The sequence below is a fragment of the Pseudomonas sp. 10S4 genome (genome assembly GCF_034344865.1).
Classification (GTDB): Bacteria; Pseudomonadota; Gammaproteobacteria; order Pseudomonadales; family Pseudomonadaceae; genus Aquipseudomonas.
In genome coordinates, this window is the sequence record NZ_CP133774.1 from 4,367,519 (window position 1) to 4,380,525 (window position 13,007).

The 13,007-nt window shown below is 59.5% G+C and carries 8 protein-coding genes and 2 pseudogenes; 2 read left to right on the top strand and 8 right to left on the bottom strand.

Going from position 1 to position 13,007, the window contains the following annotated elements; all coding sequences use genetic code 11:
* Nucleotides 1-15: 15 nt before the first annotated feature.
* Nucleotides 16-1,200 carry a DUF2252 domain-containing protein gene (locus RHM58_RS20505; protein ID WP_322268015.1) on the bottom strand — a complete coding sequence of 395 codons (1,185 nt, stop codon included), beginning with the start codon at nt 1,198-1,200 and terminating at the stop codon, nt 16-18.
* Nucleotides 1,201-1,866: 666 nt separating this feature from the next.
* Nucleotides 1,867-2,772 (bottom strand): LysR substrate-binding domain-containing protein, encoded by a 906-nt coding sequence (locus tag RHM58_RS20510; protein WP_322268016.1) that lies wholly within the window; start codon nt 2,770-2,772, stop codon nt 1,867-1,869.
* A 105-nt stretch (nt 2,773-2,877) separates the two neighbouring features.
* On the opposite strand from RHM58_RS20510, the gene RHM58_RS20515 reads away from it, so the two are divergent.
* Both RHM58_RS20515 and RHM58_RS20520 read left to right on the top strand, forming a co-directional pair.
* Nucleotides 2,878-4,224 (top strand): MFS transporter, encoded by a 1,347-nt coding sequence (locus RHM58_RS20515; RefSeq protein WP_201256828.1) that lies wholly within the window; start codon nt 2,878-2,880, stop codon nt 4,222-4,224.
* A gap of 31 nt (nt 4,225-4,255) precedes the next feature.
* Complete coding sequence (locus RHM58_RS20520) at nt 4,256-5,530, top strand: glucarate dehydratase family protein (protein ID WP_322268017.1); 1,275 nt, start codon at nt 4,256-4,258, stop codon at nt 5,528-5,530.
* 54 nt (nt 5,531-5,584) lie between these two features.
* Here the strand turns inward: RHM58_RS20520 and RHM58_RS20525 are convergent, their stop codons facing one another.
* The 6 genes and pseudogenes from RHM58_RS20525 to purU form a co-directional block, all read right to left on the bottom strand.
* A complete protein-coding gene (locus RHM58_RS20525) occupies nt 5,585-6,154 on the bottom strand; it encodes a sarcosine oxidase subunit gamma (protein ID WP_322268018.1) in 570 nt (189 codons plus the stop codon).
* A 3-nt stretch (nt 6,155-6,157) separates the two neighbouring features.
* Complete coding sequence (locus RHM58_RS20530) at nt 6,158-9,055, bottom strand: 2Fe-2S iron-sulfur cluster-binding protein (RefSeq protein WP_322268019.1); 2,898 nt, start codon at nt 9,053-9,055, stop codon at nt 6,158-6,160.
* Nucleotides 9,052-9,350: pseudogene (locus RHM58_RS20535) on the bottom strand (sarcosine oxidase subunit delta). Before RHM58_RS20535 ends, RHM58_RS20530 begins: the two are co-directional and overlap by 4 nt.
* A 13-nt stretch (nt 9,351-9,363) precedes the next feature.
* Nucleotides 9,364-10,606: pseudogene (locus RHM58_RS20540) on the bottom strand (FAD-dependent oxidoreductase).
* Nucleotides 10,588-11,493 (bottom strand): bifunctional methylenetetrahydrofolate dehydrogenase/methenyltetrahydrofolate cyclohydrolase FolD, encoded by a 906-nt coding sequence (gene folD, locus RHM58_RS20545; protein WP_322268020.1) that lies wholly within the window; start codon nt 11,491-11,493, stop codon nt 10,588-10,590. Before folD ends, RHM58_RS20540 begins: the two are co-directional and overlap by 19 nt.
* Nucleotides 11,490-12,356, bottom strand: coding sequence for a formyltetrahydrofolate deformylase (purU, locus tag RHM58_RS20550; RefSeq protein WP_201256821.1), 867 nt, complete (start codon nt 12,354-12,356; stop codon nt 11,490-11,492). The genes folD and purU overlap by 4 nt, the downstream gene beginning before the upstream one ends.
* Between the last annotated feature and the right edge of the window lie 651 nt (nt 12,357-13,007).

A 13,007-nucleotide genomic window follows, 5' to 3' on the forward strand; every position in this document is an offset into this window, starting at 1 on the left:
GAGTTATTGAATCTCCTAATGCTCCAGGGCGTAGCGTCGGCAGTGATTCAGGTATCCCTCTTCATGCTTCCCTACCAGTTGCACAACGCTGGTCCATAGCCAGGACGGCGCATCCAGCTGTCCTGTCCGGTTTACCTGTAATTCAGCGATCCAGCTTTTTCGAGTTGCCCGATCCATCTGCCGCGCATGTGCAATTCCAACAACGCGTGCGAGGTACCCTGCCGTGTGCATGGCATCAATCTCGCTTAATTCATCCAGTTCAAGCTTCATGTCCTGAGGCAGCAACTCTCGGATAAAAAAGCCGTGGTCCAGAAAACGCGTCGTGATCATTCGTTCACCGAGCGAAGGTGAAAGTTGCCGGGCTCCCTCCAGCACTCTTTTGCCGTTGTCGCGCGGCATATGAGCTCGAGCTGCCCGAGGCGCCGCGGCACCTACGGCTTCCTTGATGTCGATCAAACAATATTCCTGTGCTGCTTTTTCACCCACCCCCAGCAGCACCGCGTAACGCAACAAACCGAGCGAACTGCATCCTTTTACCCAGTAAGCCGAATCTAAAAGCTCTACATCAGCGCCATTGGGTCTTCCCTTCAGAGAAGTGACCAGTTGATGGATTTCCGGGGACGCACAAACGGTTTGTATTGCTGCATTTTCTTTTCGGGACAGTGGCCAGAAGTGTTTTCCCAAAGGAATGGTGGGACGGGCATTTTCAATACGTTCCCGGGCAAGATTTTTCCATGTTCGTTGCACGGCACTGCGCATGCTCGCCTTTACTTGGGCTGGGCGCGGGGGCGCTTCATCGGGTCGATCAGCGAACGCTTGCTCATAACCGCGCATCATTTCTTCCAGCATTCGAGCCGTTGTGACACCAGGTAAGTCAGAGCCTCTGGCCGCAGTCGCCAACGACAGGGCCAGACGCACAAGATCATGCGCTGGATTACCGATGACGGCCTGGTCCAGATCGCGAATATGTATATCAATTTCGCCTTTGGAGTTCGCTGTAGGTCCAAGATTGCCTGCATGGCAATCACCGCATATCCAGATTGCGGGCCCTTGAGGCAAGCGCCGGCCTGATTGACTGTGTAGCCATTCGTAAAACTGGACGGTGCTGCCTCGAACATAGGCGTGTGCCGAGCGAGCCATCTTCTTGTTGCGTAGCTGAGTCAAATGCGGAAGGCGTTGCGATGGGCGGGGAGGGGTCATGGAAATAGCTCGGCGTGGGCAACGGTTGACGCTTGGATCAGGCTAAATGTTTCAAAGTGATTCAGGATTTATTGAGCCTGATCTGGCCACCCTTCGTCAGCAAAGCGTGCTGTTGGAGCAGAGCTTCGGTCTTCGCCGTTTGGTGTGGGGCCGTGATTGGCCCCATACGCAACATGAAGACAGCATCAGTTACGGACGGCGGTGGAGCAGCTTCACGCTCTGGAGTGCTCGACACAACTGATGCATTCGTTGCAGCAATCCAAGCGCCAGAAACAATTGATCAGCGGACTGGATGTGCACATCCAGAATCTGGACAGACGGCTCGGCACCAGGCGCACCATTGATAGAGCGCTGTCACGCAGTCTCTGAACGGGCAGTCTGATTAGTTGATCCGACGTTTTGAACCTTCTCATTTTCGGGTAGATCAAACGTGTACAGCGTCAGGCATTGCCTGCCCGGAGATGATCAGATGAAACGCACAACTGCATTAATGTTAGTAATTACAGCCACCCTGCTGCTCGGTGGGTGCTGGCCGTATTGGCATGATGGGCATGGGCATGGAGGTGATCATGGTCGCTACTACGGAGGTCAGGAGTCCCATCGCTACTAGTTCCCAAGCCCAATCCGAAAAGATTGGGCTTTTTCATGGCTGCCAAAAACCTGCTGTCAAACAGTGCCCCATCCTTCCCTGACGGCCCGTCGAATCCCTTCCAGCAGCATCGCAAACGCCGGGTTGTCATTGTTCTCGCGCCAGATCAAATACAGTTCGCTTTGCACCCCTTCGCCCAAGTCGATATCGCGGAACACCACATTCTTGAACACGACGCTGGTGGCGCAACGCGGCACCAGGGCCAGTCCCATTCCAGCGTTGACCAGGGCCAGAATGGTCAGGGATGAGCCCAGCCACTGCACGTATTCCGGGGCGATACGGGCCGAGCGCAGCATACCGGTCAGCAGTTCGTTGAACGGCGGGTAGGCGGCGTGGGAGTACATTAAAAACGGTTGGGCATCGAGGTCCTGCACCGACACGACTTCTGCGCTGGCCAGCCGATGATTACTGGGCACTGCCAGCACAAAAGGTTCGCGCACCAGGCATTCAGTGGCGTAACCCGTTTCCAGCAACGGCGCGCGGACGATGCCCAGGTCGATGCGGCGAGCACGCAGGGCTTCGTGTTGCTGGTAGGTGTTCATCTCCGACAGATCGATTTTGACGTGGGGCTGTTTGAGCCGCGCTTCGGCAATCACCTTGGGCAGGAATTCATACACCGCGCTGCCGACGAAACTGATGTTGACCGAGCCGATGTCGCCTTCGGCAAAACGTCGGGCGGTGGCGGCCGCTTGCTGGGCGCGCTCCAGCAAGTTCTGGGCTTCGATGAAGAAGGCGCGACCGGCCGCAGTCAGGGCGACACTGCGGGTGGTGCGGGTGAACAGCTCGACGCCCAAGTGGTGTTCCAACAGTTGAATCTGTCGGCTGAGCGGTGGTTGGGTCATGTTCAACCGTTCGGCGGCGCGACGGAAGTTGAGTTCAGTCGCGACCGTGGTGAAGCAGCGCAGCTGGGTAAGCTCGAACATTGATCTAATCCAGGTATCAATCGAATGCCAAGTTAGATTAGACGGGATCAATTACCGCGTCCATGATCGACTCGCCCCTAAAAAAACAAGATCGGGAGTCGCCCCTTGAAAACCCTTCAGAGTGCACCGCAGCCTACGGTACTCGCCCGTGCCGCGGCCAAAGTGAAGCGCCATGTGCTGCCGCTGTTTGTGGTCATGTTCATCGTCAACTACATCGACCGTGTGAACATCGGTTTCGTGCGCAGCCATATGGAAACTGACCTAGGCATTGGCGCGGCGGCCTATGGACTCGGCGCCGGTTTGTTTTTCGTCGGTTATGCATTGTTTGAGGTGCCGTCCAACATGCTGCTGCAGCGTTACGGCGCTCGCGTCTGGCTGACGCGGATCATGTTCACCTGGGGCTTTGCGGCCATGGCGATGGCCTTCGTCAAAGGCGAGACCAGTTTCTATGTGCTGCGCTTTATCCTCGGCGCGGCAGAGGCCGGGTTTTTCCCCGGCATCATTTACTACTTCACCCAGTGGCTGCCGGCGTCCGAGCGCGGCAAGACCATGGCGGTGTTCCTCAGCGGTTCGGCGATAGCCTCGGTAATTTCCGGCCCGGTGTCCGGGGCGCTGCTGAACATCAACGGCTTGAGCCTGCATGGCTGGCAGTGGATGTTCCTGATCGAAGGCTTCGCTTCCATCGTGCTCTGCGGTTTTGTCTGGTTTTGGCTGCAATCCCATCCGCGCGAGGCGATATGGCTAAGCGAAGAGGAGCGGGGCGCGTTGATTGCCGCCATCGCGGAGGAACAGCAGACCCGTGAAGCCGCGAAAGGGCCCAAGCCCTCGATGTTCAAACTGTTGGCCGACCGGCAGATTGCGCTGTTCTGTTTCATCTACTTTTCCATCGCGTTGACGATCTATGGCGCCACGTTCTGGCTGCCGAGCATGATCAAGAAAATGGGCAATCTGGGCGACTTCCAGGTCGGCCTGTTCAACTCGGTGCCGTGGATCATTTCCATCGTCGCGATGTACGGCTTCGCCGCGATGGCCAGCAAGTGGAAACACCAGCAGGCCTGGGTCGCGCTGACACTGGTGATTGCGGCGTTTGGCATGTTCATGTCCACCACCGGCGGCCCGGTCTTCGCTTTTGTCGCGATCTGTTTTGCCGCCATCGGCTTCAAGGCTGCGTCGGCGCTGTTCTGGCCGATTCCCCAAAGCTATCTGGATGCACGCATTGCGGCGGCGGTGATCGCCTTGATCAACTCCATCGGCAACCTGGGCGGCTTCGTCGCGCCCACTGCGTTCGGTTTCCTGGAGCAATCCACCGGCTCCATCGAAGGTGGGATGTATGGCTTGGCGGCGACCTCGCTGGTGGCCGCCGTGGTGATCTTCTTCGCTCGCACAACTCCTCGCAGCCGCATTGGCAAATCAACCGACGTCGTGGTGTCGAGCCACGCCACAACGCATTAAGCCCTGGATATAGATCAATCGGAGCCTGACCTTGAAAATCAAACGAGTGACCGTGACCCCCATCGCCTTCCGCGATCCGCCACTGCTTAATGCCAGCGGCATTCACGAACCCTTTGCACTGCGTTCGATCATCGAAATCGAGAGCGACAACGGCTACATCGGCCTCGGCGAGAGCTACGGTGATGCCCCGGCCCTGGCGATCCAAATGCAACTCAAGGATCAACTGATCGGCCTCGATCCGTTCAACCTCAACCAGTTGCGCGCCATCGTCCAGGCCACCGTAGCAGCGAACAAAACCACCAGCGTTGCCGGCGCCGAACTGGCGCCCGGCTCCCACGCAAGCAAAGCCGTGAGCAACGCTTACTCAGCCTTCGAAGTCGCGTTTCTCGACCTTCAGGCGCACTCGCTGAACGTGCCGTTGGTGGACCTTTTGGGCGGTGCGATCCGTGACGAAATCCCGTTCAGCGCCTACCTGTTTTTCAAGTATGCGCAGCACATTGATTCGCCCTATAAGCCAGACAATTGGGGCGAGGCGCTGAACGAAGAGCAGATCGTTGCCCAGGCCCGGCGGATGATCGAAACCTACGGCTTCAAGAGCATCAAGCTCAAGGCCGGCGCATTGGAACCGGAACATGAAGTGGCGTGCATCAAGGCGTTGAAGAAAGCGTTTCCCGGTTACCCGCTGCGGATCGACCCGAATGCTAACTGGTCGCTGGAAACCTCGATTCGCATGGCGGAATTGCTAGGCGATGACCTGCAATATTACGAGGACCCGACGCCGGGTCTGGAAGGCATGGCCGAACTGCACAAACGCACCGGCCTGCCGCTGGCGACCAACATGGTGGTCACCGATTTCGATGAATTTCGCCGCAGCGTGGCGTTGAACAGTGTGCAGATCGTGCTCGCCGACCATCACTATTGGGGTGGTCTGCGCGACACGCAGGCCCTGGCCAAAATGTGCCAGACCTTTGGTCTTGGCGTGTCCATGCATTCCAATTCGCACCTGGGCATCAGCCTGATGGCCATGACTCACGTCGCAGCTTCGGTGCCGAATCTGGATTACGCCTGCGACACCCATTACCCGTGGCAGGAGCCGGATGAAGAGGTGATCAAGGGCGGCAAACTGCCGATTGTCGATGGCTGCGTGAAGATCACCCGGGCAGCGGGTTTGGGTCTGGAGCTGGATCACGATCAGTTGGGCAAACTGCACGATCAATACCTGACGTGCGGTATCCGCCAGCGCGATGACGTAAGGCAGATGCAGCGCTATCAGCCGGATTGGAAGACCGTCAAACCTCGGTTTTGATAAAGAAAAACGCCACTCAATCGAGTGGCGTTTTTGTTTGGGCTTCAGTTGCAGTCAACCAAACTCTTGCAGCGCATCCAGCATCGCTTCACGAAAATAGGTCTTCGAGGCTCGATCACACAGGATGTGAAAACTGTCCTGCTGCGCGGTACTTGAGTTGATCACGATCACGTTGATCCGCGCCGCCGAGGTTTGCGCCACGGCGCCGGGGCCGAACGCCAGAGGACTCAAATCGACGCCGCAGAGCTTGGCCATGACGTTAGCCAAGTGTTCACCACTCAGTTGAAAACAGGCATGGCTGTCCTGACGTGGCAGCAGGTAGTTGGCTTGGTGATCCAGCTCCCAACGGGCTTCTTCATCGGCGATACGCTGGCCCAGGTCCGCGGGGCTACCCAGCAACAGGTATTCGGTCTGGGACAACCGCGCAACCTGGCTGCCATCGGCTTGAGGCACTACACGGTTGGGCGCGTCCGGCAGGACAAAGTCCCGACCTTGCAGGTACGCGGCGCTCTGCGCGCCACGAAAACCCACCCGTGGCAGGTCAGTCAGATCCGTCAGCGTGCAGCCCGGCAAAGGCGCGAGGGCATGCTGCCCGACAGTGTGTTGTTCTCTGAGGCTGGTCATGGCTTAAAGCTCCTGCCGTTGGTTGTCGGGATCGAGGAAGGGCAGCTTCACCACCTCGGCCTGCAGCACAATGCCGCCTTCGACACGGATCGGAATTCGCTGGCCGGGTTGGCTCTGGTCGATGTTCGCGTAGGCCAGGCCGATGATCTTGTCGAGGGTGGCGGAATACTCGCAGGAGGTGACGTTGCCGCTGATGTCCGGGCCGTTGAGTACCAGATGACCTTCAAGCGGTTGCAGGCTGCCTTTGGGCAGGGTGAAACCCACCAGTTTGCGTTTCAGCGGTTGGGCGTCGAGGATGTCCACCGAACGGCGGCCGACGAAGAACGGCTTGTTGCGACTGACCGCCCAACCCATGTCGATTTCTGCCGGGTGGGTCATGCCGTCGGTGTCCTGGCTGATGATCACATGGCCTTTTTCCAGGCGCAGCAGGCGCTGGGTTTCCACGCCGAAAGGGCGAATGTCGTGGGCCTTGCCGGCCTCCATCAGCGCATCCCACAGCGCCAGCCCGTGCCGTGCCGGGACGTGGATTTCATACCCCAGTTCGCCGACAAAACCGACCCGCAACAGCCGCGCCTTGATACCCGCGACCGTGCCCTGGCGCACGCCGAGATAAGGGAAGCCTTCGGCGCTCAGATCAAGGTCGCTGCAAACCTTCTCCAGCACTTTGCGTGAATCAGGCCCGGCGACGTTCACCGCGCAAATGGCGGCGGTGACGTTGGCGACGTCCACGTCCAGCCGCCATTGCGCGTTCCACTTGAGCATCTGTTGATAGATCCGGTCGACGCCGCTGGTGGTGGCGGTGACGTAGAAGTGGTTCTCGGCAAACCGCGCACAGACGCCGTCGTCGATCACCACCCCGTGTTCGTCGGTCATTAGCGCGTAGCGAGAACGACCGATCGGTTGCTTGAGGAAGGCGAAGGTGTACATCCGATTGAGCAGCTCGGCAGCATCCGGGCCGCGCACATCGAGGCCGCCTAGAGTCGAGACGTCGATCAGGCCAACCTTGTTGTGCACGTGCAGGGCTTCGGCCTGCATGCAGCGTTCGCGATCCTTGGCGCTGCCGTAGTAGGCCGGGCGCTGCCAGATGCCGGCGGGCATCATCTTCGCCCCGGTTTGCAGGTGGCGGGCATGCATCGGTGTTTGCCGGTAAGGGTCGAACGCGCGACCGGCGACATGCGCCAGTTTCTCTGCGACAAAGGGAGGGCGTGCCGTGGTGACGCCGGTTTCGCTAATGTTGCGTTGGGTCGCCCAGGCGACCAGCCGTGCGGTTGGCAGCGCCGAGTGACGGCCCTGGGACGGACCCATGCCCACGGTGGAGTAGCGCTTGACCAGTTGCACGTCGCGATAACCGATCCGGGTGGCGTTGACGATGTCAGCGACTTGCAGGTCTTCATCGAAGTCGACGAAGTCCTTGCCCTTGGGGTGCGGGAAGATTGGCCAGTTGAAGTTGACCTGGCCTTCTGTACCAAAAGGCGCACGCTGGGTTCCGACCTCAAAACCCAATGCGAGCGCCGCATCGGCACCGGCGTTCACGCCATCGGCGATCACGTTGTCCAGCCCATGGCGGCCATTGACCGAGCCGGCGACGCTGAGGTTTTTCGGCAGGCCGCTGAGGGTGAACTCGGCGCGCTGGTCGTCGTAGGCGAGTTTGCCACCGGCCTGGCATAGCAATTGATAGACCGGCATGTAACCGGCTGACATGCACAACAAGTCGCAGTCCAGGCGTTGTCCGCTGGCGGCGACTTGACCTTGGGCGGTGATCTGGCGCACCTCGACGCCGTTGATATGGCGCATTCCTTTTTCGTGCAGGGCTTCAAAAACGGTGCTGTTGCTCAGGCAAGGAATCTTACGTTGCTCCACGGCGTGCAGTAGGGCGGAGTCTCCCGGTGCATGGCGCAAGTCCACCAGAGCAACCACTTCCACACCTTGATCATGCAGATCGAGGGCGGCGAGGTAACCGTCATCGTTGCCGGTCAGCACCACCGCGCGTTTGCCGGGTTTGACCGCGTACAGTTTCATCAAGCGTTGCGCGGCGCTGGTCAGCATCACCCCGGGCAAGTCGTTGTTGCGAAAGATCACCGGCTGATCGAACGAACCGCTGCACACCAGGCACTGGCGGGCGCGCACCTTATACATCCGTTTGCCCTGGATCACCGGCAGGTAGTTGTCGGTGAACCAAGCGTTGCAGGTCGCTTCGGTCAGTACCTGAATATTGGCGTGCTGTTCCACTGCCGCCAGCAACTCGTGGCGCAGGGTTTCGCCGCGCTGGCCTTCGATGTCGAAGCGGCCATAGGTCAGCGAGCCGCCGAGCACCGCTTGCTGTTCGATCAGCAACACCTTGGCTCCGGCATTGGCGGCGGTCAGCGCCGCGTGCAGGCCGGCGGGACCGGCGCCGATCACCGCGACGTCGGTGAACAGGTAGGCCTTGTCGTAGTACTCGGGCTGGAACTTAAGGTCGAGCACGCCGAGGCCGGCCTTCTTGCGAATGATCGGCTCCCAGACTTTCCACATGCCCTTGGGCTTGTAGAGCGAGCGGTAATAGAAACCCACCGGCATGAATTTGGAGAACTTGCCCAAGTAGGCGTCGCGGTCGTTGTCGAGCGAGCCGTTGACGTTCTGCGCCGTGACCTGCAAACCGGCATACAACGCGTGCGCATCGGCCAGCACATTCGGTTCTTCAGGCAATTGCACCAGGCTGTTGGCGTCCTGCCCGGCCATGGTCAGCGGGCCACGCGGACGGTGATATTTGAACGAACGCGAGAGCAGGAAACGCCCGTTGGCCAACAGGGCGCTGGCGATGCTGTCGCCCTGGAAGCCTTGGTAGTGTTGGCCGTCGAAACTGAAATCCAGAGGCTGATCACGGTCGATCAACAGGCCCATCGGGGCGGGGAGGCGGTTCATCCGGCGATCTCCTTGGCGGCGTTGAATTCGACGCGGGTGCTGAACAGTTCTTTGGGGTCGAAGGTGCGCAGGATTTCGTCGGTGACGGTGTGTCGCTCCGCCAGAAACCAGTAGCTGGAGGGGTGTGCATCCACCACTCACGTACCACGCCGGCGAGGTTGTCGGTGTTGAACACGTAATCGGCCCATTCGCCGTCGCTGCACGTCAGCGGATCGGGCATCGGTTTGAATTCACCGCCGTAGGTGAACTCGCTGATATTGCGCGGCCCGTTGAGCGGGCAAATCATGATTTTCATCGTCTGCTCTCCGTCAGTGGCTGGCCGCTGTGGCGCCCATTTCGTTGACTTGCTGGAAGGTCGAGAAGCGCTCAAGGGCAAAGGGCTTGATCAGGTCCGGGACCTTGCCGCCACTGGCGACCAATTCGGCCATGGTCTTGCCGCAAATCGGCGTGGCCTTGAAACCCCAGGTGCCCCAGCCGGCGTCGAGGTAGTAATTCTTCACCGGCGACAAACCCATGATCGGGCTGTAATCCGGGGTCATGTCAGTGATGCCGGCCCATTGGCGCATCAACTTGGCGTTGGCCAGGAACGGAAACATTTCGATGGCATGGGCCAGCAGGCTTTCCTTGAGTTCCATCGTCGAGCGCGTGTTGAACAGCGGATAGGGATCGGAGCCGCCGCCGAATACCACTTCGCCACGGCTGGTTTGCTGCACGTAGCAGTGCAGCGCCGAAGAACTCACCAGCGGATCGAGGAACGGCTTGAACGGCTGGGTGACCATCGCCTGAAGTGGGAAGGTCGTAATTGGCGAGCGAATCCCGGCCTTGGCCATCAACAGCGAACTGTGCCCGGCAATCGCCTGCACTGCGCAGCCGCACTTGATGGTGCCGCGATTGGTTTTGACCGCGGTGATCGCGCCGTTTTCGATGATCAGGTCCTGGACTTCGGTGAGCTGATGAATTTCCACGCCGCGCTTGGCCGCCTGCTTGGCGTAGCCCCAAGCCACCGCGTCGTGACGGGCAGTGGCGCCGTCGATGTGCCAGAGGCCGGCGATCATCCGGCAAGTGGCCAGGATCGAGGTTGAGGCTGGGCACCAGTTCGCGGATCTGCTGGCGGTCGATCATCTCGGTACGCCCGCCAAAGTGTTTGTTCACTTCCGCTCGCTGGCGGAACGAACGCACCGTGGCATCGGTGTGGGCGAGGGTTAGTTGGCCGCGCTCGGAATACATGATGTTGAAGTCGAACTCGTTGGACAGCGACTGGAACATCCGCACCGACTCGGCGTAAAAACGCACGCCTTCGCTGGTCAGGTAATTGGAGCGAATCACCGCTGTGTTGCGCGCGGTATTACCGCCGCCCAGGTAGGACTTCTCCAGTACTGCGATGTTGGTGATGCCGTGGTACTTGGCCAGGTAATACGCGGTGGCCAAGCCATGGCCGCCGGCACCGATGATCACCACGTCATAGCTCGATTTGAGTTCTTTGGGTGGCGGCAAATCCACCTCCACCGGGTACTCCGAACTTAGCCCGTATTTCAATAGATTGAATGGCATACGGCCTCCGATTGGCTGCGTTGGGCCTGGTGTTGATTAAGGGCGGCGGTCACGGTGTTCTTCATCAAAAAGGCGATGGTCATCGGTCCGACTCCACCGGGTACCGGGGTGATGGCGGCGACGTGGGGCAGGGCGCTGTCGAAGTCGACGTCGCCCACCAGACGGCTGCGGCCATCGTCGTCGATGCGGTTGATACCGACGTCGATCACCACCGCGCCAGGCTTGAGCCAACTGGCGTCGATCAGTCGTGGTCGGCCGACGGCGGCGATGACGATGTCTGCCTGGCGACACAGGGCTTGCGCATCACAGCTGCGCGAATGCAGCACAGTCACCGAGCAATCGGCTTTTAGCAGCAGGGCCGCCATGGGTTTGCCGACGATGTTTGAGCGGCCGATCACCACCGCGTGCTTGCCGCGCAGATCGCCGCAGGTTTGTTCCAGCAAGTACAGGCAGCCGCTGGGCGTGCAGGGCGTGAGCACCGCGCGACCCTGGCTGAGGCCGCCGACGTTTTCACTGTGAAAACCGTCGACGTCCTTGGCCGGATCGATGGCTTGCAGTGCCCGTAATTCGTTGATGTGCGCCGGCAGCGGCAATTGCAGCAGGACGCCATTGATCGAGTAATCGGCATTGAGCGTGGCGATCAGGTTCAGCAGTTGTTCGGTGCTGGTGTCCGTGGACAATCGGTACTCCAGGGAGCGGATGCCGACTTCTTCGGCGCGCAGGATTTTATTGCGTACATAAACCTGGCTGGCCGGGTCGCTGCCCACCAGAATCACCGCCAATGCCGGTTGAATGTCTTGCTCGCGCAGGCTGCCCACGTCCTCGCGGACCTGTGCCAACACCCGGGCTGCGGTGGCTTTGCCGTCAATCAGTTTGGGCGCGCTCACCGGAAAACCACCGTTCTGTCCTGGTTGAGGAAAACCCGGTGTTCGAGGTGGTACTTGACCGCCTTGGACAGGGCCACGGTTTCGGTGTCGCGGCCAATCGCGACCAGATCGTCGGGCATGTAGACGTGATCGACGCGCTGCACTTCCTGCTCAATGATCGGCCCTTCGTCGAGGTCGCTGGTGACGTAGTGCGCGGTGGCACCGATCAATTTCACGCCACGCTGGTACGCCTGGTGATAGGGCTTGGCACCCTTGAAACCGGGCAGGAACGAATGGTGAATATTGATCGCGCGGCCCGAGAGTTGCTTGCACAAGTCATCGGAGAGGATCTGCATATAGCGCGCCAGTACCACCAGTTCGGTGCCGGTGTCGTCGACGATCTTCATTAGTTCGGCTTCCTGCCGGGCCTTGGTGTCCTTGGTCACGGGTAGGTAGATGAAGCGAATGCCTTCGCGTTCGGCCATGGGCCGCAGGTCTAGGTGGTTGGAGACGATGGCGGTGATGGTCATGTCCATCTCGCCCTTGTGGTAGCGGTAGAGCAGGTCGGTCAGGCAGTGGTCGAACTTGCTGACCATCAGCAGTACACGCATCGGTTCGCGGGTGTCGTGCAGCTCCCAGCTCATGTCGAAGGCGCTGGCGACGTCGCTGAAGCCGTCCTTGATCTGCTGCAGGTCGCCTTGATGCCCATCGTTGAAACGGAACACCGCGCGCATGAAAAACCGGCCGCTGAAGTCATCGTCGAATTGCGCCATCTCCCCGATGTAGCAACCGTTGTCCGCCAGGTAAGTGGTGACGGCGGCGACAATGCCGGACACCGCGGGACAAGTGATTTTGATGATGAAATGGTTTTTTTCGTGTTGCATGACACGTCCTCGGGATGATGGCGGCAGCTCATCGCATAGCGAAAAAACGTCAGCGGACAGAGACCTTGTCCATGAGGGTGTTTTCTTATGGGGAATAATATATTCCTGATGTTGGCTTTATAAGGGGAATGGTTGGGTGACGTCTAGGGATTTTTGTGAAAGTTTTTTAACTGGTGGGAAAATTTTTGAGCGGAAAGGTGAGGGGGCAGGGTCTGATTATCGAGGGGGATTGAGTACATATCCGTTGCTGCGGTCATGGCTGCTGGCGGTTTCGCTCCTACAGCGAGTCCCTTTTTCAAACGCCAAAAAGGAACCAAAAGGCTTTGCCCCTCCATTCGGTGCCTCGCCTAGGCTCGGGATGCCCTCACTCCGGCATTGCTCCGGGGGCCCGCCGCCATCGGCCATCCATGGCCGGGGGCGGCTACCGCGGCATCCATGCCGCGGTGCCCCCTACGCAACGCCTGCGTTCGGCCTCTGGGAAAGGGGCAGGTAGATCAAGATCAAAAGCCAAAGCAAAGCAACAGCAAGATCAAAAGATCGCAGCCTTCGGCAGCTTCTACGGGTGGACGCGCACTTGAGATCAGGCCGGTCGGCCGCCTCGCTTTTGATGTTGACGCACCGCCCCCTCGAGAGGCCGAGTGGAGGTTCTGC